This is a genomic window from Allocoleopsis franciscana PCC 7113, from assembly GCF_000317515.1.
Lineage (GTDB): Bacteria > Cyanobacteriota > Cyanobacteriia > Cyanobacteriales > Coleofasciculaceae > Allocoleopsis > Allocoleopsis franciscana.
Window position 1 is genome coordinate 6,510,402 of the sequence record NC_019738.1, and the last position, 24,378, is coordinate 6,534,779.

18 protein-coding genes and 1 pseudogene are annotated in these 24,378 nt (G+C 47.0%); 11 read left to right on the top strand and 8 right to left on the bottom strand.

All coding sequences use genetic code 11. The features are described from left to right. Positions 1-319: 319 nt before the first annotated feature. Entirely contained in the window at positions 320-1,144 is an 825-nt protein-coding gene (locus MIC7113_RS26740; RefSeq protein WP_015185325.1) for a TatD family hydrolase, read from the bottom strand. Between the two features lie 188 nt (positions 1,145-1,332). After that, a complete protein-coding gene (rpsT, locus tag MIC7113_RS26745; protein WP_015185326.1) occupies positions 1,333-1,659 on the bottom strand; it encodes a 30S ribosomal protein S20 in 327 nt (108 codons plus the stop codon). A gap of 207 nt (positions 1,660-1,866) precedes the next feature. Between rpsT and hisD the strand changes: the two genes are divergently transcribed. Together hisD and MIC7113_RS26755 are read left to right on the top strand one after the other, a co-directional pair. Continuing rightward, positions 1,867-3,168 carry a histidinol dehydrogenase gene (hisD, locus tag MIC7113_RS26750; RefSeq protein WP_015185327.1) on the top strand — a complete coding sequence of 434 codons (1,302 nt, stop codon included), beginning with the start codon at positions 1,867-1,869 and terminating at the stop codon, positions 3,166-3,168. A 169-nt stretch (positions 3,169-3,337) separates the two neighbouring features. Next, complete coding sequence (locus MIC7113_RS26755; RefSeq protein ID WP_015185328.1) at positions 3,338-3,760, top strand: universal stress protein; 423 nt, start codon at positions 3,338-3,340, stop codon at positions 3,758-3,760. Between the two features lie 4 nt (positions 3,761-3,764). Here MIC7113_RS26755 and MIC7113_RS33865 read toward each other — a convergent pair whose 3' ends face one another. Both MIC7113_RS33865 and MIC7113_RS26765 read right to left on the bottom strand, forming a co-directional pair. Next, on the bottom strand, positions 3,765-7,586 hold the full coding sequence (locus MIC7113_RS33865; RefSeq protein ID WP_015185329.1) for a PAS domain-containing sensor histidine kinase: 3,822 nt from the start codon (positions 7,584-7,586) through the stop codon (positions 3,765-3,767). Between the two features lie 453 nt (positions 7,587-8,039). After that, entirely contained in the window at positions 8,040-8,423 is a 384-nt protein-coding gene (locus MIC7113_RS26765; RefSeq protein WP_015185330.1) for a hypothetical protein, read from the bottom strand. Between the two features lie 254 nt (positions 8,424-8,677). On the opposite strand from MIC7113_RS26765, the gene MIC7113_RS26770 reads away from it, so the two are divergent. The 3 genes from MIC7113_RS26770 to MIC7113_RS38870 all read left to right on the top strand — a co-directional run bounded on the left by MIC7113_RS26770 (position 8,678) and on the right by MIC7113_RS38870 (position 14,749). Continuing rightward, on the top strand, positions 8,678-9,436 hold the full coding sequence (locus tag MIC7113_RS26770) for a peptidylprolyl isomerase (RefSeq protein WP_015185331.1): 759 nt from the start codon (positions 8,678-8,680) through the stop codon (positions 9,434-9,436). 31 nt (positions 9,437-9,467) lie between these two features. Then, positions 9,468-12,095 carry a type I secretion system permease/ATPase gene (locus MIC7113_RS26775; protein WP_063823019.1) on the top strand — a complete coding sequence of 876 codons (2,628 nt, stop codon included), beginning with the start codon at positions 9,468-9,470 and terminating at the stop codon, positions 12,093-12,095. Positions 12,096-12,565: 470 nt separating this feature from the next. Beyond that, positions 12,566-14,749: a S8 family serine peptidase gene (locus MIC7113_RS38870; RefSeq protein ID WP_015185333.1), complete on the top strand. Its 2,184-nt coding sequence runs from the start codon at positions 12,566-12,568 to the stop codon at positions 14,747-14,749. 80 nt (positions 14,750-14,829) lie between these two features. On the opposite strand, the gene MIC7113_RS26785 is transcribed toward MIC7113_RS38870, so the two are convergent. Beyond that, a complete protein-coding gene (locus tag MIC7113_RS26785) occupies positions 14,830-15,423 on the bottom strand; it encodes a glycoside hydrolase family 24 protein (protein ID WP_015185334.1) in 594 nt (197 codons plus the stop codon). A 186-nt stretch (positions 15,424-15,609) separates the two neighbouring features. Beyond that, positions 15,610-16,269 carry an SDR family oxidoreductase gene (locus MIC7113_RS26790; protein WP_015185335.1) on the bottom strand — a complete coding sequence of 220 codons (660 nt, stop codon included), beginning with the start codon at positions 16,267-16,269 and terminating at the stop codon, positions 15,610-15,612. 222 nt (positions 16,270-16,491) lie between these two features. Here MIC7113_RS26790 and MIC7113_RS26795 point away from each other — a divergent pair, with 222 nt between their 5' ends. Further along, complete coding sequence (locus MIC7113_RS26795; protein WP_015185336.1) at positions 16,492-17,202, top strand: DUF1997 domain-containing protein; 711 nt, start codon at positions 16,492-16,494, stop codon at positions 17,200-17,202. A gap of 45 nt (positions 17,203-17,247) precedes the next feature. Here the strand turns inward: MIC7113_RS26795 and MIC7113_RS26800 are convergent, their stop codons facing one another. Beyond that, entirely contained in the window at positions 17,248-17,718 is a 471-nt protein-coding gene (locus MIC7113_RS26800; protein ID WP_015185337.1) for a DUF4079 domain-containing protein, read from the bottom strand. Between the two features lie 112 nt (positions 17,719-17,830). Here MIC7113_RS26800 and MIC7113_RS26805 point away from each other — a divergent pair, with 112 nt between their 5' ends. The 4 genes and pseudogenes from MIC7113_RS26805 to MIC7113_RS26820 all read left to right on the top strand — a co-directional run bounded on the left by MIC7113_RS26805 (position 17,831) and on the right by MIC7113_RS26820 (position 21,973). Further along, complete coding sequence (locus tag MIC7113_RS26805; protein WP_015185338.1) at positions 17,831-19,357, top strand: ankyrin repeat domain-containing protein; 1,527 nt, start codon at positions 17,831-17,833, stop codon at positions 19,355-19,357. Between the two features lie 248 nt (positions 19,358-19,605). Then, positions 19,606-19,998 (top strand): annotated as a pseudogene (locus MIC7113_RS26810) (hypothetical protein); the annotation flags it as partial. A gap of 95 nt (positions 19,999-20,093) precedes the next feature. Further along, positions 20,094-20,372 (top strand): GlsB/YeaQ/YmgE family stress response membrane protein, encoded by a 279-nt coding sequence (locus tag MIC7113_RS26815; protein ID WP_015185340.1) that lies wholly within the window; start codon positions 20,094-20,096, stop codon positions 20,370-20,372. Positions 20,373-20,434: 62 nt separating this feature from the next. Continuing rightward, entirely contained in the window at positions 20,435-21,973 is a 1,539-nt protein-coding gene (locus MIC7113_RS26820; protein ID WP_015185341.1) for a dolichyl-phosphate-mannose--protein mannosyltransferase, read from the top strand. A 198-nt stretch (positions 21,974-22,171) separates the two neighbouring features. Here the strand turns inward: MIC7113_RS26820 and MIC7113_RS26825 are convergent, their stop codons facing one another. Further along, positions 22,172-23,059, bottom strand: a complete 888-nt coding sequence (locus MIC7113_RS26825; RefSeq protein WP_015185342.1) for a 2OG-Fe(II) oxygenase — start codon at positions 23,057-23,059, stop codon at positions 22,172-22,174. Positions 23,060-23,198: 139 nt separating this feature from the next. On the opposite strand from MIC7113_RS26825, the gene MIC7113_RS26830 reads away from it, so the two are divergent. After that, positions 23,199-24,326 carry a cupin-like domain-containing protein gene (locus MIC7113_RS26830; protein ID WP_015185343.1) on the top strand — a complete coding sequence of 376 codons (1,128 nt, stop codon included), beginning with the start codon at positions 23,199-23,201 and terminating at the stop codon, positions 24,324-24,326. Positions 24,327-24,378: the final 52 nt, after the last annotated feature.

The window sequence follows — 24,378 nt, forward strand, 5'->3', positions numbered from 1 at the left end:
TTGACCTTCGGGGGTATTGGCTGTGGATGAGTTGCAGCAATTGAATAGGGGGAGGGAAAATTTTATTCATAGTAACTCTTCTTAATAATAGTATGCCGCAGAGAATCTGAATCTGACTAAAGGCTGAAGGCTGAAGACCGAAGGCTCAAAACTTGCTACTTGCGAAGGATAGAGTGGAGTTGAAAACTCCCACCAACCTATTCGTGCGCTTAGCCTAATAGAGAGTGAATCCATCAACCCGATCATTCCTGGGTTTCTTGGCTTTGCCGACACTTGTCAGGTCGCTATCGCTTGCTAATATCCTTTCCCCTTCTACTTTCTAGGAATTGGTACTGTAACAGTCGGAACTCGAAACCGATCCATTAGGGAGGGTTAGACCAAAAAGTTCTATGGCATTCTCGGTTGTCTGGGTGGCTAGGGTTTCGATTGGGATATTTCGGAGATGGGCAACGCACTCTGCCACATAACGAACATAGGCCGGTTCATTGCGTTTGCCTCGTTTGGGAACGGGTGCTAGGAAAGGACAATCCGTTTCAATCAGAAGGCGATTTGAGGGAACTATCACCACTGACGCTTGAATCGACTGGGCGTTTTTAAAGGTCACAATGCCACTAAAACTAATGTAAAAGCCTAGATCCAAAAACCACTGAGTCTCTTCGGGAGTGCCTCCCCAACAATGCATCACACCCTTGACGGAACCATGACGTTCCCAAAACTCCTGTAGGAGCGTTCTCATGGGCAGGGCAGCGTCGCGACAGTGAATAATTACGGGTAAATCTAACTGCTTAGCGATCGCCAGTTGCGCTTCAAATACCGCTTTCTGCTCTTGGGGGTTCTCCGCTTTGAAAAAATCCAATCCCGTTTCCCCAATGGCCACTACCTTGGGATCACAACGAGCTAAAGAGAGAATTAAGTCTGTTGTGTCCGATGTCCATTTCTCGGCATCCAAGGGATGCAACCCTACAGCATAGAAGAGTTCAGGAAACTGGTCAGCCAAAGCTCGAATGGCTGCCACCTCAGTTGGTTCCACACAAGAATGCACGAGAGAGACCACACCAGCTTGTCGCCAGCGGTCTCGCGTTGCTTCCAAGTCGGTCTGGAAGGTTTCAAAGTTGATGTGGACATGTGTGTCTACCAACGGCATCTGCACAGTCTTCTATCTATTCTACAGTTATTTTCAAGAATTAGCAGGAGTCAGCCGCTCACCATGACAAGAATAGGGGAAAGAAGGATCTTCCCCTAGCTCTTGTTAGGTTTTGACCCAGAGTCAGCTCAGACATAAGCGCATTCTTCTCTCTTTAGGAGGAAACTCTGCAAGAAAGAGTGATGCTTTTATGCCGAGGCTTCGGCTTGCTCAGCCGAGGAATTGACTTCCGGGCTGACCTTTTTGAGCCGAGCCGCCAGCCGTGCTTTTTTGCGAGCGCCATTGTTCGGATGCAACACCCGCCGCTTTACAGCCTTGTCGATTTTGCTGTAAGCCTCGGACATACTCCTCTTAACGGCCTCCAACGCCTCTGGATTGGGTTGGCGGGCGTAATCTTCTACAGCAGCGAAGTATTTCTTGATCAGCGTCTTCACCGCTGAATTGTAGGTCTTGTTCCGAACTCGGTTGCGTTCGGCAATTTCTATACGCTTGAGCGCGGACTTGTTATTAGCCACAGTAGCCTTGAGGAAACCTTACTTTTGATAACAAACAAAATACCTGAATGACCACTATAACATCTATGAGAGAAAGTATCGCGAGCCTTGAAAAATCCAGTTAAGCTATAGGAGTAAGTCCGGAGACGATGCCCCCTTCTTGTCAAAGAGAAGGCTGATGGACCTGGTCTCGGACGGGTAATACCTAAGGATGGGCACTCCGACTCCATGCTGCGAATCATTACTCAGCAGGCTGAGGCACAAATTGAACTGCGACGTATCCGCGATCGCACTTCTCAAGACCACGTTATTCACAAAGAAGCGACGGTGAGAGAGGTCTTACAGGCGATTAAACGCCAGGGAGACAAAGCACTCTTGCACTATACCGAGGAATTCGATCACCAAACCTTAAGTATCGACGGGCTGCGCGTCAGTGGGTCAGAATTGGATGCTGCTTACCAGCAGGTATCCAAGGAATTACTCGATGCCATTCAGTTGGCAGCGCAGCAAATAGAGGCATTTCATCGACAGCGCGTCCCAAAATCTTGGGTACAATTTGGCGACGATGAGATCGTCTTAGGCAAGCGCTATACGCCCGTGGATCGAGCAGGAATTTATGTTCCTGGGGGTAGGGCATCCTATCCCAGTACCGTGTTGATGAACGCCATCCCCGCCAAGGTGGCTAAAGTCCCTCAAGTCGTGATGGTGACGCCTCCTGGCTCAGACAAAACGATTAATCCGGCTGTCCTCGTGGCAGCGCAGGAAGCTGGGGTTCAAGAAATTTACCGGGTCGGTGGAGCTCAGGCGATCGCGGCTTTAGCTTATGGCACGGAAACCATTCCTAAAGTCGATGTTATTACTGGTCCTGGCAACATTTACGTCACCTTGGCGAAAAAACTGGTCTACGGAACGGTAGGCATTGACTCCTTGGCTGGCCCATCGGAGGTGTTAATCATAGCGGATACAGCTGCTAATCCGGTCTACATTGCCGCTGATCTTTTGGCTCAGGCCGAACATGACCCGATGGCCGCTTCCATTCTTCTCACCTCCGAAGCCCAACTGGCGAAACAAGTGCAGGAAGAAGTGGAACGGCAACTCAAAGACCATCCGCGACGCCTGCTGACCGAAAAAGCGATCGCTCACTTTGGTTTAATTGTCCTAGTGGATTCCCTGGATGAGGCGGCGGAACTCTCTAACGAGTTCGCCCCAGAACACCTGGAACTTGAAATTGCTGAACCGTGGGATTTACTGGAGAAAATTCGCCACGCTGGAGCGATTTTTCTAGGCCACTCCACCCCCGAAGCCGTGGGAGACTACCTGGCGGGCCCTAATCATACTCTACCGACCTCCGGTGCTGCCCGCTACGCCTCTGCTTTGGGTGTCGAAACCTTTATGAAGCACTCCAGTTTGATTCAGTACTCATCGACAGCCCTCAACAAAGTTTCGAGTGCTATTCAGGCGCTAGCTGAAGCTGAAGGGTTACCTTCTCATGCGGACTCGGTACGATTGCGGACGCAGGAGGAGCTATAACGATTAGTAGACTTTGACGTCTCTATGTTGATTGATGGGTTCAAACTTGTCGCCCAGGTAGACAAATTCTCTACCCAAGGGTGACAATCCCAATAGCTGAAAGCTGAACGAACACAGCCGCTTTGCGCTTTGCGATCGCTCGCTTCGCTATCCCTGATAGGAGACATTGGTGTTAAAGACAATTCTTTTGGCTCTTGACAGTTCAGAACACACACTGCGTGTGATTCAGTTTTTCAAGGAACTTCAAATACAGCCAGCAACAAAAATAATCCTTGCCCATGTCATTCCCTCACCTGAGCCTGACATGGATATAGCCGTTGACCGACCTCATACTTCAGAGGAGCTATTGTATCAACAGGTTGAAAAACAGTTGCAATCCTACCAAGCTGACCTTCTGGGTGACAGTACTCTAGAGATTGTTACGGGTGACCCAGCAGCCGAAATCATCCGCCTTGCTCATATTCACCAGGCTGACTTAATTGTGATTGGCAGTCGCGGTCTAACCGGTCTCCAACGAATTTTAGAAGGCTCGGTGAGTAGCCAAGTGGTGGCTGAGGCTCCCTGTTCTGTGCTAGTGGTCAAGCCAGACTAGCGCCCTAAACAGAAGTGGCATTGGATAAGCTGGGTTGTCGGATTGGCAGCTCAATCACAAACTCAGCCCCTTGACCCGGTTCGGACATGCACGTCAGATGACCCCGGTGCTGTTCAACAACAATCGAGTACGCGATCGCTAACCCCAAGCCCGTACCCACACCAACGGGTTTAGTGGTGAAGAAGGGGTCAAAGATCTGTTTTTTCACTTCCAAAGGGATACCAGGGCCGTTGTCGGTAATGCGAATCACCACACATTGGGGAGGGGGTAAGGGGGTGCTGAGCATCCTGGAATTGAGTTGAAACATTCTTGTACTCTCGTCCTCTCCTGCTCTCCCCTGATCTCCAGTCTCTACCTCAGTGCGGATGGTAATCACTCTTGGTTGAGGTTGAGTTTCCAGAGCATCAATGGCATTACTCAAGAGATTCATAAATACTTGGTTGAGTGAACCTGGATAACACTCAACTAAAGGGAGTTGTCCGTACTCTTTTCTCACTTCAATGCCGGACTTTCCTGCATGTGCTTTCAGGCGATGCTGCAAGATGAGCAGAGTATTATCCAGCCCTTCATGAAGATTAACAGGCTTGATTTGGGCTTCATCCAAGCGGGAGAAGTTACGTAAGGAGAGGACAATTTCTCGAATACGGTTGGCTCCTTCTTGCATCGAGTCAAGCAGTTTGGGGAAGTCGGTAGCGACAAAATCCAGATCCAGTGCCTCAATCTCGTCTTGGATAAGTGGTAAGGGTTCGGGATAGTGCAACCCATACAGTTTGACAACATTCAAGAGATTTTGGGCATATTCATGGGCATAGGCGATATTGCCATAAATAAAGCTGATGGGATTGTTAATTTCGTGAGCAATTCCAGCCACCATCTGACCCAAGCTGACCATTTTTTCATTCTGAATTAGCTGGGCTTGGGTGTTTTTGAGTTGGTGTAAAGTCCGCTTCAGCTCTTGGTTTTTGGCTCTCAACTGGCTCTCTGACTTGCGTAAAGCTTCTTCGGTGCGTTTGCGATCGCTAATGTCGCGGCCTTCTGGAATTAGCAGCACCACTTGTCCCGTTTCATCTTTGACCGGTTTAATGGAAAAATCAATGGTGATGACCTGATTGCCAGCCCCTAAAACATCCACTTCATAACGCACAAACTCCCCAGCTGCCGCTTGAGCGATCGCGGCTTTTAAGCGTTCTTGGATTTGAGCCGATAGACTCCACCAACGTGTTTCCCAGAACGGACGACCTGCAATATCTTCTAAGCAAAGACCCCCAAAATCAAGCGCGGTTTGGTTAGCTTTCAGGAGTGTTCCATCGGGTTTCATAAGACCGATGAATTGGAACATTGAGTCGAAAATGGCGCGGAAGCGGCGCTCACTTTCTTGTAATGCGACCTCCGCCTGTTTGCGATCGCTGATATTAATGCTCGTACCCACCAAGCGATAAATCTGCCCCTGTCTATCTCGTAATGGGCTGAGTGTGGTAATCCACCAGGCATCCTCTCCTGGTAAAGGCAAGCATTCTTCGTAGGAAATCGCGGTGCCAGCACGGACACATTCCTCATAACGCTGACTCACCGCTGCGGCTAGATCCGGTGGTAAAACCTCTTGCGGCGTCTTGCCACGCAAGTCAGCTGAACAAAGACCGCTTAAACGCTCGTGAGCTGGATTTAACCCTTGGTAGCGAAACTCATAACCAGGAATTGGTTTTTCTTCCTGTATTACTTCTGACTCCTGACTCCTGGCTCCTAAATTCTCTGTTTCTAGGACATCTACCACAAAAATCCCGTCCTCAACCCCGTCATAGATGCTGCGTAGAAACAGCTCTCTTTCTTGCAGTTGCTCCTGTGATCGCTTGCGATCAGTGATGTCTTGCTTCATCACCATCCCCGCAAACACTTCTCCCCAATCATTTTTCAGGGGCAGCGTATGTACCAGATAAGTGTGGTTAGCATACTCCAACTCAAAGATTCCAGCTACTCCCGATAGTGCGGCCCGATAATGAGGTTCTAGGATTTCACAGAGTTCTGGCGAGCGGGCCTCCCATAGGGTTTTTCCTTCGACTAACTCTTTAGATAAGCCGAGTGTGGCTAATGCTTCACCTTCAGCAAGGGTGTAGCGGAGTTCTCGGTCAAAGGCAAGAACTGCTCCATTGGGAAAGTGGCTGGCTAGGGTACGGTATTGCTCTTCACTTTTTCGCAGCGCGTCTTGAGCCTGTTTTTGTTCCGTGATGTCTCGCCAAAAAACGGAAAGTCCTGAGCCACTGGGATAAGCCCGCACCTCCAGCCAACTGTTCAAGGGTGCCGAAAAGGTTTCAAAGATCACTGGAACTTGCTCCTGCGTCGCTTGGCGATACTGCTGCTCAACGAAGGAACCCACGGCTTCGGGAAACACATCCCAAAAGTTGGCTCCAATCAGTTCTTCTGGTTGTCGCTGCAAAAGGCGCGAAGCTTCGCCGTTAATGTAGGTAAACTGCCACTGATGATCGAGGGCAAAAAAGGCCTCCGTGATGCGTTCCAGGATGTCGGCAATTTGCTGATGGGATTGCCGTAGTGCTTCCTCGGCTTGCTTGCGTAAGCGAAGCTCGTCGTAGACATCGCTAATATCGGTAATCATCCTCAAAACACCGACAAACTGACCTTCGGCGTCTAGGATGGGGGTAGCCGACACAATTGCCCACAACAGTGAACCATCTTTACGGCAAAATTTGAAATCATGACGTTCCCGGATGCCTTGGCGGCGACGTTCCACATAGGCTTGTGCCTGCACTCGGCTTTCTTCATCTATGAAGTCAAAGAATGAGCGCCCCTGCATTTCCTCTACCGTATAGCCCAGCATTTCGGCAATACGACTATTGGCAAACGTTGTTTTACTGTTGGCATCAAACATCCAGATGCCTTCTGTCGCCGTTTCCACGATGCGGCGATAATGAGCTTCCGAATCTCGCAGTGCCTGGGCGCTTTGTGCCGCTTCTGTGTCAGCTAGCTTTTCCTCTGTGATGTCTCGACAAATACCCAACAGATATCGAGGAGTGCCGGTCTCATCAAGCAGGGGAACTTTCTTGCTATGTACAATCCGTTTTCCTCGATGGGGCGTGATTAAAGGGGCTTGGGCGATATCCACTAGTTCACCTCCAGCTAGCACTTGTCGATCATTGGCGCGTAAGTACCTAGCCTGTTGGGCCGGTAAAAACTCGTAATCATTCTTTCCCAATACTTTTTCTCTGGAATAGCCAAACAGTTCCTCACTGGCTTTGTTCCAGTACATCACCCGTAAATCAATTGCATCTTTAATAAACACCGCCATGGGTAGATGTTCAACGACGGAGTTTAAGAATGTTTGAGTGTAGCGTAAATCAGCTTCCGCCGTTTTGCGTTCTGTAACGTCTAAAATGACCCCATCTAGCCATTGGATATGTCCATTTTCGTCACAGATACCCTGACCTTTGTCATAGACCCACACTGTACTGCCATTGGCTTTTACAATTCGGTACTCCATCACATAGGGCTGGTTGGCACTAATACTCTGCCTGATAGCTTGCTCAATCTTAATTCGATCTTGAGGATGGATAATACTGGTAAAAGACCGTACTCGATTATTAATAAAGTCACTTGCCGAATAGCCAGTAACCGTCTCAATCGCTTCGCTGAGAAAGAGCATTGTCCTAAGAGATAGCCCTTTTAATTGTTCGTCGTATATACAGCGGTAGACTGCACCAGGAATATTCGCAACGAACGTTCTAAATTGTTCTTCGCTGTGTGTGAGTAATTCCTGCGGCTGTGGGTTATTGGCAAAGGGGTGAGTCAAGTCTAGGGAAGGGGATGGGATAGGCATCGGGTTCTCCACCTGGGAATGCGCGATCAACTTCAGCTAGGGAAAGCTTTGTCCGCTGTGGAGTGCATTGAATTATTAAGCTATTATTTAATTCTATTTTAATTTTATTATTAGCTAATTAAAATATTAGTAAAGTTGGAATAAAAATAAATTATAGTACAGATGAAATTTTTCGTGGGTGGCCATTTTCAGACGCAGAAAGGCCACATAAATGACTGCACTGCGTTCTTGTCTCTCTGTTATTTTCTTATTTTTTCGCTAGAGAAAAATAACAAAACCTGAGTTTACATAGTTTTTGCTCTCTTACAAAAATTGTGGACACTCAAGTTTCGCCTTTACTAGCATCAACACGTCCTGAATATTCTCTTTTCAGATTAAAAAGTATCCCCTGGCGTCGAGCTCAGGGGTTCTCCGTGTTTATCTGGTTTGGATCGAGATTAACCTTTCGTCGCTTTACCGCTGAGAGGCAAGAAATTGGCGCAGCCGCAACAAAGAGAGAGATTGACCGAGATTCAGCGGGAGTAGAGAAATCCCCTCTAGACGAGACTGAACCCAACCGTCACCCCAGTACCACTCATGGTAACCGTCAATTCCCTGACTCAATAGCAAGCGTAAACAGTTAGGCTGGGCGACTTCCACCTTGTGCTGGATAGCAACAGGACCCATCCAAGTGGTGAAGGTCAATTCTGGATGCAACTGTTCCGGTAGTCCTAGAGAAAAGCGTTGAGGCCACAGCCATTGCTGTAGACGCTCAGAATAGAGCAAGCTGTCATGGATAGCAATTTGTGGTGCTTCCACTTCAATGCGGATATGGCTTTGTTGAAAAGTTCCTAGCATGTTATTCTGAGTCAGTTTTATTCAAATTTGACAGTAAGAATTTTCCGTATCTTCCAAACTCCCCCATTCCCCTGTCGAAATCAACATCAAACTTTGAGATCACCCTAGAGGGCAATTTTTGGGGATGGGAAGATAATAGGTCTTGACAATGAACTTCTTGCATCAAGGGCAAAGCCAGGGATGATAAGTCTTACACCTATGTGGCAACAACGAGCTTTGGCAAGAGTTCTGATCTATTACTATTTCGTTATTTCATGGTATCCCAACCATTCTTGACTGTTGATGACCAACCGATTGATTTGGCACAAGCGTTGCAATATCTGCAAGTTGGTGGAAAGTTAAAAGCCTTTATTGGCGATATTTTACGCCAGCACGTCATAGAGCAAGAACTGCAAGCTCGTGAGGATATAGGCGTAAATCCAGCCCTGATCGAGCAAGCGGTGATTGATTTTCGCCTACAGCGTCAACTAACTGACCCCAAAGTGTTTGCCGACTGGCTCCAGAGCAACGGACAAGATTACACCACGTTTCATAGCTCAGTGGCTTTTGGCTTCAAGCTAGAAAACCTGAAAGCCCAGATAACGGGTTCCAAGTTACAAGAATATTTTATTGAGCGCAAGCTGTTTCTCGACCGGGTGGTACTTTCTCGCATTTTAGTGAATGAACAAGAACTGGCGGAGGAATTAGCGAGCCAAATTGAGGAGGGAGCCAGCTTTGATCAACTCGCCAGAGAGTATTCGATCGCCGATGATCGAGTCCTCAACGGTATGATGGGGCCAGTGAGTCGGGGTGCACTGCCTGATATTTTAAGAGCCGCAGTGGATGCCGCCAGTCCTGGAGAGATCATTGGGCCGTTAGCATTAGAAGGACGTTGGCTGTTGTTTCGAGTCGAGCAATTCCTACCCGCCTCCCTAGAAGACGCTCAGCTAAAGCTAGCGCTACAAAATGAACTATTTGAGCAGTGGATAGCCCAAAAAATCCAAACCATGGCTGTTAAGCTTCAGGTAACTTGAGACTGTGGATGAATCTGTAGACACCAAGGCGATGAACGCTAACACGTCTCAATCTTCTGTCCCCTCCATACCCTGGGATGTTCCCCCCCTGGTTTTGTTAAGTCCCGAACAGCAAGTTCAATTTCAAAATCAAGCTCAGACTCGCCGCTACACCCTTGGGGAAAAGATTTGGTCTACTGATAGTCCAGGAGAGCTGTTTTTAGTTGTGGCGGGAAAGGTGCGCTTAAGGGAAGAAGGGGCGCGTCAACCGCTAGCCACATTGGGCGTGGGGGATTGGTTCGGGGACTGGCTCCAGCTTTCCGGAGCATTCAAAGCCGTTGCTTCTGGCAAAGAAGTAATAGTGGTGTGTTGGGATAGAGCACTTTGGCAGGACGTATTGTCACCCGATATCGAACGGTTTTGGCATCAAACGCGATTGCGCCTCGTTCCCCCAAGCGCCGATGCCCCTCAACCTATTTCCGGTTACCCGTTTGTCTCTACCCTCAATACCGCTGCGGGTTGCTTGACAATGGTGGCACAGCAACTCTCGAATCCAGCCCAACTGGACTGGGTGCAACGCCAGTTGCGAGGACAACAGCCAAAACACCTGGTAGAGGCGGGTGAAAAATTAGGACTCCAGTTGAGACGCTTGCAGACAACTTGGAGTGACTTGCGGCAGCTTACATTCCCCGCTTTGATGCGATGGAATCGGGGAACTGGGGGTAGAGGGCAAGGAGGACAAGGAGGACAAGGGGGACAAGGGGGACAAGAAAGTGAAATCACTCCCGCCCTCTCCGATTCCCCTGAGTGGGTTGTGGTGTATGGAGTAAGGGGCGATCGCCTAATCATCGCCAACCCCCTTAACCCCGATCGCACTTGCGAAAGTCTGCCCCAGTCACTGGTTGAGGCGGCTTGGGATGGGCAGTTATGGCAAGTGGAACTCATCCAAAAACAGGACAAATTTAGCCTAGCCTGGTTTTTGCCAGCGGTTTGGCACTATCGCCGATTGTTAGGGGAAGTTCTATTCGCCTCATTCACCTTGCAGTTATTGGGGTTAGCGACGCCCATCCTGACTCAGGTGATTATTGACAAAGTGATGGTGCAGGGTAGCTTACCCACCTTGGATGTGATGGCGATCGCGCTTTTGAGTGTTGCCATCTTTGAAGCTATTCTCGGCATCCTACGGCTATTCATCTTTACCCACACCGCCCGACGCCTGGATTTGAGCTTATCCGCTCAAGTCTTTCGGCACTTGATGCGTCTCCCTTTAGCTTATTTTGAGGCACGTCGGGTCGGAGATACGGTAGCACGGGTGCAGGAACTGGAAAACATCCGGCAGTTTCTCACCGGAACAGCCCTGACAGTCATCTTAGACAGCATTTTTGCAGTCGTTTATCTGGCATTGATGTTTTATTACAATGCCCAACTTACCTTGGTTGCATTGGCGGTTATTCCCCTATTTGCCATTCTGACCCTTGTTTCTACACCAATACTCCGCAACTGGCTCAATGAAACCTTTAATCGTAGTGCAGATAGTCAATCGTTTTTGGTGGAAACGATTACAGGCATTCACTCAGTGAAAGCTCATGCGGCAGAACGAACGGCACGCGATCGCTGGGAGGGTTTGTTTGCTCGCTACATCCGCACCGGTTTTCGCGCCTCTACAACTTCTAATATTAGTAATAACATCGGCACCTTCTTAACTAATTTCTCCTATCTCCTCATCCTCTGGTTTGGAGCCAAATTAGTGATTGATCAGAAGCTCACGATTGGCCAACTGGTCGCTTTTCAAATGCTTTCAGGTCGCATGACTGGGCCACTTCTACGGTTAGTACAACTGTGGCAAAATCTCCAACAAGTCTTGCTTTCGGTAGACCGGATTGGCGATATCCTCAATGTTGCCTCGGAAGCAGAACCCGGAAGTGGTTTAGTACTCCCCACCCTGAAAGGACAGGTAACCTTTGACCAAATCTTCTTCCGTTACCGCCCGAACCAAGAAGCCATTTTGCGGGGAATTTCTTTTACTACAGAACCTGGAATGTTTGTTGGGATTGTGGGTAGGAGTGGTTCAGGGAAAAGTACCCTGTCTAAACTGTTGCAACGCCTTTATCAAGCAGAGTCGGGTCGTATTCTGATTGATGGCTTCGATCTGAAAAGTGCAGATTTGGCTTCTTTAAGGCAACAAATTGGGGTTGTGCTCCAAGAGGACTTTCTCTTCAACGGTTCTATCTTGGAAAATATCACCCTCGGCAACCCCGACATTAGTGCAGAACAGGTGGTAGAAGCGGCACGATTGGCGGTTGCCCATGACTTTATCAGTGAAATGCCCCAAGGTTATGAAACCAATGTGGGAGAGAGGGGTACAGCTTTATCAGGGGGACAGCGGCAACGCATTGCTTTGGCGCGTTTGTTCTTGTCTCAAGCACCCATCTTGATTTTGGATGAAGCAACTAGCGCTTTGGATAGTGAGACAGAGCAACAGGTATTACAAAACATTCAACGAATCTCTCAAAATCGTACTGTCTTCTTAATCGCCCACCGTTTTGCTCCCCTGAAACGCGCTGACTTGATTCTGGTGTTGGAAAAGGGTGTGATTGCCGAAAAGGGTACCCACACGGAGCTGTTGCAGCAGAAGGGGCTTTATTGGTCGCTGTATCAACGTCAACAATCAGCGGTGTAGACGACGACCTGCACCCAAATACCTTAGAACTACAGGGATGCTCTAGCGGAACACCTTAACAGCTATATTCCCTAAGGCAATAACAGCGCCAAAATCTCTCTCTGGTATGTGGTTGAAAGATAAAGCTTTATAAAAAATTACAATGAGAGAATAAAAGATTTGATGAAGCTCATTAGTATTCGGTAATACAAATTAAGAAGTGTGTGCAAAATAATCATATATCCTGGCGTTGAGTGGCTGAAAAGCTTGGTCGAACGCAGGCTTTTTTCTCATTCTCTTTGGCTTTCTTCTTCTGGTCGCTGTTGTCAAGAGAAGATGAGGGATTAGCGGTTTTTCAATAAAAACAGTATAAATACTTATCAGAACTTGGTTTAGAGCGAGTGGCTATGAAACGTAATTCCTATTCCGCATCTGCAAGCTGTTTCTGCTCTCATAGCTCTGACCTTTTGAGTTCCTCCTCAGGATGGAACATGCGTCCGGGGGAATTACAAGACCCCCTACACTCTGGCAATACGCTGATCAGCTCGAGTTCTGCTCTCTCCACAGTGATACCCGATCCTGGTAGCGGTCCAGGACAAGCTTTTAATATTGGTACTCTTAAAGGCAATCATAGTCAGACATTCACAGATGTTGTCAGCAGTACTGACTTGAATGACTACTACCGATTGGATTTGAGTTCTCCCGGCAGTTTAAGTCTCGAACTCACGGGACTGAGCGCTGATGCAAATTTACAACTGTTCAATAGTAATAACACTCTGATTGGCAGTTCTGCCCAGTTAGGTAACCTTACAGAGGCCATTAATCTCTCCGGATTGACAGCAGGCACGTATTACATTGATGTCCATCCGTCCCCGTCCAGTGCTGGTACGAACTATACCCTAAATTTGTCTACTTCCCTAGAAAGTGAACCCAGCGAACTCTTGCCGAGTGCGACGAGTAGCATGAATGCGGTTACCTCAGGGGTTAGTACCGACACCAGTAGCGCTCTCGCGACCAACTTTAGTGTCATTGATGCATCGGGGGATAGCACTGCGTATAGCGTCTTTCAGGGGGGAGCGATACGTGTTAGCTATGACTTTCAAAATGTGGCTTCGTTGTCGAGTGTTCGGTTAGAAGCCTTGAGTAGCAGTAGCGTTGTCTCAACGTTAGGGACTTGGAGTGGAGCGAGCCTATCCAGCGCTTTAGTTAATCTTGCCAGCTTTTCGACGTTAACGGCGGGTAATTATCAGCTACGCGCGGTGATTCAAACCACCGGTGGACAAGAATTCTTGGCGGCTACTCAATCGATGAGTATTGTGTCCAATACCCGTATTAATGGCACGTTTGCTGCTGATACGCTGAATTACTCAGCCGGGTTGGGAAATGGAGCCATCATTCTGGGACGTGGGGGTACAGATACCCTCAATTTAGGAGCGGCGGGTCTTTCTGCGGCTAACATTACCAGTATCAACGGACTTAGCCTCAGTGCGTTCAATCCCTTATCTGGCTCAACGGCAAATCAAGCCATTTATGGCGGTACAGCCTTTGATTACCTGACTCTTTCCGATGGTCGAGAAATTTACTTTCAGGGGATTGAATTCCTCCAGTTTGCCAATGGGTCAACCTTAGAGTTACAAGTTCACCCAAACGATACTTACTTTGGTTCTCAGTGGAATTTAGCGGTTTCTGATGTACCGAGTGCGTGGCGCTATAGTCAAGGAGCGAGTAATGTTTTGCTCGTTTCTCTAGATACAGGACTCGCTGTAGGAGCCAATGGTTTGGTGAATACGGTTGACATTGCCACTAATCGCTTGACTTCTTATTATTGGCCTTGGGCGAACGACGACTTCAATGATTATGGTCACGGACATGCTGCGATCAGTATCATGGGTGGTACGGCTAACAACGCTTCCGGTACGGCGGGGATTAATTGGAACAGTCCCGTATATGTCAATGACGTGTATGGGGGTAACGGAGTAGGATGGCGATTAACGTTACAGAGTGCGATCGCCAATGCGATTAACTATGCACGAACCTACAATATGAAGGTGGTTTTCCAAGGGGGTATTCAGGGAGATGGCTGGCTGAATGATGGTGGTACACAGGCACAACTTGAACAGTTGATTCAAGCCAACTCGGATATCGCTACCTTTGCCATTGCCGCAGGAAATGGTGGCCCTGGTGGGAATTTATCTGATCCAAACTATCTAACCAGTGTGAGTGGTGTTGCCAAACTGGAGACGGCTTATAGTAATGTGATGTCTGTTGGTGCACTTCAGTATCAAGGCACCAATGCGGTGAATGGCATCACAAATGCTACGGCTGTGGATCTGGCAGCCTACTCCAATCGCGGCTCTAATTTAACGTTGGTAGCCGCCACTGATTCTCCAGTTATGGATCAATTTGGGAACTTCGTCTATTTCAACGAAACCTCTGCGGCTAATCCCAATTTAGCGGGTATTGCTTCTTTGGTGTGGAGTGTCAACTCTACACTAACGGGAGGACAAGTCCGCCAGATCTTAACCGATACAGCAATGGATTTGGGAACACTGGGTCGGGATAATACGTTTGGTTATGGTTTGGTGAATGCTGATGCGGCGGTTCGTCGTGCAGCGGCGCTACAGCGTAACGCTGAGGTGGCTAATCTCTATGCTGGTACCTCATTGTACGTGTAAGGGCAATATTGCTCACAAGCGTGAAATTCAACCCCGGAGATCATTAAAAAGGGCGACTTATCTTCCCGCCTTTTTCTAACTCACCCAGATTTCTTCAACTCTTCCTTCAACATCCGTTGATAAATCGTGGGTAAGTATCCCGACATGGAATTCGTCTCTATTCCATAACCTAAACTTGTCCAGGTTCCCGACAGCCGACGCAAGACATCATTCACTCTTCCCTTACGGAGTTGTGTAGAAATATCGACTCCCCAAGCGTTTTTATCACTCAACCATCGGTAAACCACAGCATCCTGATACTCCGGCTGAAAGCCATAGTTTCGCCAAAATAAAAAACCCGAAGGTTGGGGATGATAGCGCTGCGCCATCTTATCCCAGGTGGTATTAAGAAACTGATACCGTCCCGCCGCTGTTGTACAGTTGCCCACATTCGGGCCAGCTACAATCCGGACACAACGGTTCGGATGACGGCTCAAATCCCAGGCGCGATCGCCGCCATAGAGGAGTGTATACGGTTGAGAGTCATTCGCTTCACTTGCTGTGATCGTTCGCATCAAAGCACGAATGTAGGGATCGCCCCCCTGCATCACCAAGGGAGGTGTCCCATAAGCACTTTTGGGATAATGGGGATACAAGCGTTGTACCCAATTGCCTTTAGAGAGCTCAAACAGCATGACTGCGATCGCTAAGGCACCAATTTTTGCAAGTAGATTTTTCAAGGCAAATCTGGAGAAAAATCTTTTTTTGAATTTTAAGCTAATTAATTTTAGCCAGGGTGATGGATGTACCCCATTGAATGCACTTCATCGGCTCAAAAACAAGTGCAAGTGTTGCCCGTTGAACAGAGATGATCTAACCCATCAGACCACTTTAGCAAATAGCTGATCCCAGCTTTGATCAGGAACCTCTGGCTTAGCAACGACTTCTACAATTTTATTCCGTGCTTCCGATTGTGACAGTGCCTCGACACAAACTTGTGCCACTTTTGTCCGAGGAATACTGCCGTCAAATAGTGTATCTGCCGATGACATCACAACCGGGTCTGGGTTATCTTCATTCTTGAGGCCCCCAGGTCGCACAATCGTATAAGTCAAGCCACTTTGGGTAAGGTATTCCTCCGCTTGCTTCTTCCATACCAGAATCAGCCAAAACAGGTTGAGTGGATGGAAAAGTTGGGATACACACAGAGAAGAGACCATAACAAAGTGTTCAATGCCTTTGCTCTTGGCTACGTCTACCAAGTTTTTCGTACCCTCATAGTCTACTTTGTAAGGCCCCGTGGGATCGAGACTGGGTTTGGCACCCGTCGCTGACAAAATGACTGTACAATCTGCGATCGCCGCACTAAGACTCTCTGGTTTTAACACATCTCCTACGATCAGTTCGGCTTGGGGAGGCAGAATTTCTTTCGCTGTTTCCAAGTTCCGAACTAACGCCCGAACCGGAATATTGCGCTTAACTAATTCTTGTACAATCCGTCGTCCTGTCTCGCCTGTAGCTCCGGCAACAAATGCTTTCATTCCTCTGTCCGTCATTCACTAATGGTTGACTACAAGATTCACAAGCTATGCTAGGTGAGCAAGAAATTCTCTCTTTAGCAGTAAACCTTAACTCCTTAATTGTATGAACTTTATAAATGTGTACTCGTCTTTACCGTAAATTAACGAAACTAAAGTGAAAATTTTTACCGCAAGTGGGAATCCTGAACATAGGTAACAGTCAACCGACATAATGGAACAGGTATGTATTCACAATTTGCTGACGATCAACCGTTTGAAGCCCAAAAGACTCATTTGAATGCCCAATCCGGTTTTGCCGAGGCTGACAGTTTAGTGACACCAGTGCCTGACTTAACCAGTGAAGTAACTCAGTTTCACAGCTACTTTCAAGACTGTATGGAACTTTATGCTGAAGCGGAGATCGTTACTGCCTATCTAGATGCTCATGAGAATTGGTTTACCCGTTGCGCCCAGCCTATGAAGGTAGAATCAATTGCTCAGAATGCCTACGCCTTAGTTGTTGGGCGCTTTGGGTCGTTTGGCTATGAGGTGGAGCCAAAAATTGGTTTAGAACTGCTTCCTCAAGAAGATAAAATCTACCGAATTCGGACAGTCCCCATCCCCAATTATGTGGCTCCGGGCTATGAGGTTGATTTCCAAGCGTCTCAAACCTTTGTGGAAGTACCCGCCAGTGAATATTTTCAAAGCTACAAACACAAGGAAGCTTCCCTACCCAAGGCCGTCACTCGTGTAGAGTGGGAACTGGATCTGAGGGTTGGCATTCGCTTTCCCCGGTTTATCCACAAATTACCGCAGTCATTGATTCAAAGCACAGGCGATAGCCTCATGCGCCAAGTGGTGAGACAAGTTTCTCGGCGCTTGACGCACAAAGTACAGGAAGACTTTCACTCTAGCTTGGGACTACCCATGCCTAAAAAATTGAAGAGGCGGTAAGGGGTTGTGGGTTAAGCGGTTGAAGGTTGAACAAGGACAAAAAAGCTACATTTTGCTCACAATCCGTTGGACAATTTCTACACCTGTAACAGCCTGCCAGCCAAATAAGCCCAAAAGAACGACATTTAGAGCAATGTGGGTGAAGCGTGCCCAGTTTTGCCCTTTTTGCATAAACGGGGAGAGAGAGGCAGACATGGCAATGAGTGCTGTCATGCCTAAACCAGCGAGCAAGTGTGGACCCACAAATAGCTTGCCATTGTTGATGTAGGTAACCGCCATGCCTCCGATCGCACCGACAACCATCAGACCGAGTAGCACTGAACCTATTTGATAATGCTTCACGTTATATCGGCCTTTAATCAGCTCTTTCTTGATATCGCCGTCAGCATATCGAGTGCGTTGGACTTGAATCCCTAAATACAGAGCATAAATTGAGAGCGCTAGTATGACCCACATGATTGTTGGGTGTAGGAATTGAGACCAGACTTTAACCGATTCGGGAATTGTGAGGTTCATAGGATTGGAGAGAGCCGTTTAAGAATCTTGATAAAACTTAACTTAGCATAGGTGTCATTTTCTCTAAAGTCTGATTAGCTCTCAATCGCATATCTATCTAGGAGCGATAACGATGAGAGCTGATTTGGCGCTAAGTTTATACGGCGCTCTTGACGTGGCTGAAGAAATGACCTCAAACCAAGACATTTTATTCCTAAAAGCGGCTCAAAGGGGTGAGCTGACTCAACTCAAAGCCATCCTGGCTCAGGGGGCGAATGTCAATACCTGCGATCGCGATGGCACCACGGCTTTGATGTTTGCCGCCCAATCTGGCTACACCGAAATCGCTCGCGTGTTGCTAGCCAAGGGAGCCAATCCCAACCAGCGAAGAGAACGCTATGGTCTTGTCGCTTTAATGCTGGCTTCTGCCGCCGCTCAGGCTGATGTTGTGCATACGTTGATAGCGGCTGGTGCAGATGTCAATATCACAAATGATGATGGCAGCACAGCACTCATGGTAGCGGCACACAAAGGTTACCTAAAAATCGTGCAAATCTTGCTCGATGCGGGAGCCGATGTCAATATCCAAGATCAAGATGAAGATACCGCCTTAAACTTAGCCGCTCAGAATGGTCATGCCGATGTCGTAAAAGCCTTGCTAAAAGCGGGTGCAGATGCCACCCTGAGTGAGGGTGCCTTAAACCTAGCCGCCAGTGAAGGTCACGTTCAGGTATCACAAGTTTTGCTAGAACATGGAGTCAAGGCAGACACATCTAATCCGGATGGCAGAACCCCTCTCATGCAGGCTGCTGAATTAGGATATTTGCAGGTGGTCTACCTATTAACCGCCTCTACGGATATCCATATCAATGCTCAAGACCATGAAGGTGAAACAGCCTTGACTTTATCTGCTGACCAAGGCCATCCAGAGGTTGTCCAAGCCTTACTTAATCAGGGGGCTGACGCGAATCTGCCAAACTGGACAGGAGAGACTGCGTTGATGGCGGCAGCGGCTGGAGGGCATCATGCTGTAGTAACAGCCTTGCTGAACGCTGGTGCTGATATCAATCTTAGGAACCGCGACCAAGAGACAGCTTTACATCTGGCGACTGTGGAAGGTCATGGTGGGGTGGTCGATCTGCTGCTTCAAGCAGGGGCTGATCTTGAGGCGAGGAATCATCTGGGCGATACAGCCTTAATCCTGGCAGCCTTACACGGTTACACCAAAATTGTGTCGGCTTTAGTACAAAAAGGAGCAGACTTGAATGTAACAAACCAGGGTGAGACACCTCTAACGCTGGCGGTTTCTCAGGGTCACACAGAAACCGTTAAGGTTTTGCTAGATGGGGGTGCGCCTGCCAATATCACCACCACTGATGGAAAGACCTTGTTGATGAAGGCAGCAGACCAAGGAGACACGATTCTCATGCGATACCTATTGGACGCGGGTGCCCCAGTCAATAGTGCAGATCAGACCGGTGCTACTGCTTTGATGTGGTCGGCACATCGGGGTTATGCCGTGGCGGTGCAACTATTGCTGGATGCTGGTGCACAGGTCAATGTGAAAAATCGGGGAGGCTATACGGCTTTGATGCTAGCAGAGTTTAATGGCTATCCTGAGGTCGTGAAACGGCTGAAGGTAGCTGGAGCACAAGAGTAGTTTAAAGCGGCTGACTGTTATTATGAGCCAGCATAAGACTCTAAGTCTAGAAATACCTGATAATCTTATAATTCTGCATCATTTTCTGCCTCAATCAGCTCTTAACTCAGAGACGCTTGGCATTGAGGCATCTGATTCAGGTGTTCCTCCAAAACCACCAAGGCGCAGACCTCCTAATTCGGGGGAGTTTTAGTTAAATCATGAGCTTTGGTTAAGTATATAAACTTATGGAGCCAATTCCATTTGATAGTGATGACCTACTAGTGGTCAATAGTCGGCGTCGGAATGGTTTAATTCTTTATAAGCGCTATCATGCAGAATTTGCAGGTCCAGGCGCGGCGGTAGGAGGATTCATTGATCACGATTGTAAACTAGCGCTGCCATTGGGCAATTTTTCGTTGATCCGTCCTGAATCGGCTGAAGATCGACAGCGGGCTTATGCGCTGCGGCGGCAGTGGATTCGATTGACGAAACAAATTACCGACAATCCAGTACCCGTGAAACGCGCTCAGCAGATTCTCACGCAGTTTGAATACTATTTTGACTCTGAAACAATCAGTCAACTGCCCGATGAAGCCCTGGCACTTTTGGTTGGTGTGTTGCCCCATACGATTAGGATGGCGCGTGATTTGGAGACTTAAACCACAGTGAGTCGAGTCGGCAGACTCACAAGTGAGGAATCAGCACCTAGTTATGGGAATATATCAGTGACTTTATCTAGCGGCGAGGAGTAGTCATGACACTAATAGAAATTCTTTTGTTGCTGTTAATTGCAGCCATTTGTGGCAGTCTGGGACAAGTATTAGTGGGATACTCGACAGGTGGCCTCTTGGCCTCAATTGTTGTTGGGGTTATTGGCGCGTACATTGGAATCTGGGTCGCTCGTGAATTTAACCTCCCAGTATTTTATGCTCTCAATATGGGAGGTCGTTCGTTCCCGATTATTTGGTCAATTATTGGTTCTGCTATCTTTGCCGCCATCCTAGGTCTAATCAACCGAGCGACACGACGGTAAAGTTTTTTGAACGGTAGTGGGTTATTGGTCAACTCCCAACTGACTAGCGAACTCTCGAACTCATGACTGATATGGATATGACTTTACCGACCAGACCTTCCAGAAAGTCAGTTCCTTGGTTCTGGATGGGAATGGCGCTCGTATTTTTGTTGTCATTGTCGTTACGTTTTTGGGGGCTGAGCCAGCCTAATATTTTAGTATTTGATGAGGTTTACTTTGCCAAGTTTGCCAATAACTATCTGACCCATACTGATTTTTTTGATACTCATCCGCCTCTGAGTAAATACTTAATTGCTATTGGTATTTGGTTAGGAGGTCACTTTCCTGTTGGAAAGGATACAGTAAACAATTTGACGGGAACTCAGCTAACTACTTTTAGTTACCGTTGGCTGAATGCCCTTACGGGTTCCTTCATTCCCTTAGTGGTGGGGGGCATCGCTTATCAGCTAAGTCACCGCCGCAGTTATGGGTTTATCGCGAGTCTCTTTGTCGCGGTTGATGGTTTATTCTTAGTAGAGTCTCGCTATGCGCTAAATAATATTTATCTGGTACTCTTTGGGCTGTTGGCTCAATGGTGTTTACTCGTAGCCTTGGAGAATCAGCAAAAGCGGCGTGGGTTGTGGTTGGCTCTTTCAGGTATTTGTTTTGGAGCCTCAGCCTCTGTTAAGTGGAATGGGCTGTGGTTTTTATTGGGTATTTATTTAATTTTAATCACTACTTGGGCGATGCGATCGCTACCCTTTTTCCGCTCAATAGCCGCTGAATTATTCCCAAAAAAGTCTTCATCAAATTCTGAGTTGGGTACTCTAAAAACTACCTCGACTCCTTTACAGAATTTAGGACAACTGAATCTCAAAAAAATATTTTTGAACTTAGGTATTATCCCTGGGTTAGTCTACAGCTTGGTTTGGATTCCCCACTTGCTACTCTATCCAAAACCAGGATTCTGGGAAATGCAACAGAAGTTGCTCAGTTACCATCAAAACGTTGGCAATGGTCCACAGGAGCACCCTTATTGCTCTGCTTGGTACACTTGGCCTTTAATGATTCGTCCGATGGGATATTATTTCCAGAAAGTGGACGAAACTCCCTCTCCAAGTTCACCGTTATTTTTCCCCAGTAAGCCGAGTCCACCCAAGATTATTTACTACGATGTACATGGAATGGGGAATCCCGTCTTGTGGTGGCTATCTGCGATCGCAATTCTTGTTGTGCTTTCGCTGTTAGTTTTCACCATCCGAACTTGGGTAACTGCGTCTGATATAACAGTCAATCAGACAATGCCGGGGTTGCAACGGGCTGAGTTTTGGATTGTACTTTATTTGATTTTGAACTACATCGCTAATTTACTACCTTGGGTGAGAGTAACGCGCTGTACTTTTATTTATCACTACATGGGAGCTTCTATTTTTGCTTTCTTGGCATTGGCTTGGATTGTGGATCGATGTCTGCGAGGTTATGACCTGTTTCTGCGGATGGTGGGGGTGACAATTGTTTTTTTGATTCTCATTTCTTTCGTGTTCTGGCTGCCTGTATTTCTCGGCTTTCCTTTATCTCCTGAAGCATTTTACAGCCGGATGTGGTTCCCTTCTTGGATATAAAATAGTTAGATTATCTGGAAGAATTAGGGGTGTGTCTCGGAAGTAAGTTTTTAACGTAGACGCGTAGCGGCTTGCCGTAGGCTACCACTCCAGGCATAGAGAACGCAGAGAAAGAGAAAAGACGAGAAGAGAAGACGAAAAAAGGTTAGAAAGGAGATGTACTGAGTTCTTGTTTTTCAAAGGGTGTTCAGACAGACTCTAAACTTGACGACGCACCCAACCATTAATCGTAAATCGGCTATCTGCAAATGCTTTTGAAGGGCAACTAACGGGTAAGACTTCGTGTAAATAGCGACTCAGAAAAAACACGATGCTGTTGTTACGCGGTTCCACCCTTTTGTAAGAATCTGCCTTTACATAAAAATTGTTTTCAATTTTACTGTCATAGATTAGCAATTCTCCACCAGAGAATGCCTTCGGCTGTTGATAGAAGTAGTAAACATAGGTGAACTCTCTAGTTGCCGTGTCTGGACTCCCGTTATCATTATGAACTTTATAATAATTTCCATCATTGTGGGAGGTCAGCTGAGCCTCGATTTCAGCAATGGGAAATGAGGACAAATTTAATTTTCTGAATACATCGGGGAGAATGGCTTGAATTCGATTGACGACGAGTTGAGAAAATTCTGGAAATGAGTGAAGAATCATTGAACGACGATAGTCCAGATCGCCTGTAGAAGTACTCGTAGGAACAAAAGCTGATTTTCGTTGAAAAACATAATTGAGGAGTTGCTGATATTCTTCTACTGTTAAGAAGTTGTCAATTTGCACATACTCAGACTCTAAAATAGCTGGAATCTGAGGTTGAGTTGGCTCATTTTGTTGCCAATAAACAGGGGGTTCTGTAACCAAACCAATGAGATGTTCACTCGGAAAAGATAGAGTTGCACGACCCCCTTCAATTGAAACTTGAAATAAATAAGAAGAAACCGTTTCTTGCTTCTGAGCGCGAGTGATAATTGTAGCCATGAGACTATGAAGTAGGGGGTCATTTGGCTTGAGGTAAAGCGTGTACTGATGTCCTCCGGTTAGGAGCAATGTAACTTTGACATCCTGTGGATTGGTTGCTTGTGAAGTAAAATCCATATTAGTTGCCTACTATGATGTTAAGAATTAAACTAACTAACGCGACTTATTTCAAGAGTCATTAACATTGAGCATGTAAAATTGAATGCCTGTTAGCGTTGTCATCCTCCCTAAACACAACTTCTAAACACAAGCCTTTATGCCTGACAGCCAACCTCTACGCATTACCCTCCCCCCGTTGCAGATTACCTTAACAGAGAACCAACAGATCGACCTGCAATGGCTGGCGCAAAATCAGCTACTCTCAGCAGAGACAACCCAGCAGGGACTCTCCAACTCTTGGAAACAATGGATTGCCGAAAATAAGTTGCATGGCAACTCGGATGATTCGATTATTCAAGCAATGCTGCAAAATGGTATCGATTTTCAGGTTGCTATACAAGAGGTCAATCGTATCGCATCGGATCCGTCTTTCCTAGCCGGCAGAAACTTTGTTCAACTCTTGAGAAAGCTGGAATCAATTCTGGAGATTAACCGAAAACTGGCTGAATTGTCTCCCAATTTTGGCAAGATAGAACGCAGAAGTCGTCTTTCTCGGCAAGAATTCTTAGAAAATTACTACATCAAGAATACACCCGTTATTCTGACTGACATGATGCATGATTGGCCAGCAATGTCTTTATGGTCGCCAGATTACCTCAAGACAAAATACGGCGACGTGCTAGTTGAAATTCAATCCAATCGAGACTCAGATCCGGAATATGAAATTAACTGTGAACAACACAAAAAGACAGTAAGGTTATGTGAATACGTTGATATGGTAGCCAGCGGTGGTGAGAGTAATGACTACTATATTGTTGCCAACAACAGCAACTTAGACCGAGAAGAACTGAAAGGTTTACTCGATGACATTCACATGTTCCCTGAATTCCTGGATGCATCTAATACTCAAGGCAGAGTCTTTTTCTGGTTTGGTCCGGCTGGCACAATCACGCCACTACATCATGACCCCATTAACCTGATGATGGCTCAAGTGTATGGACGCAAGCGGTGGCGACTTATTTCTCCTGATCAGACGCCACTTCTCTACAATTACGTTGGCGTTTTCAGCAAGGTTGACTGTGAGAATCCAGACTACAATCGATATCCCTTATTTAAGGATGTAAACATTATAGAAACTGTTTTAGAACCAGGAGAAGTTATTTTTGTTCCTGTTGGGTGGTGGCATCAAGTTAAAGCACTAGATATCAGTATTTCCCTTTCTTTTATCAACTTTATTTTCCCTAATTCTTATAATTATAAAGACCCCCATATTTCATCCTGGTAATGGAAGTTTAACAGGGATAGCGCTTAACTTATTGAATTTTTCCATGTTCTAT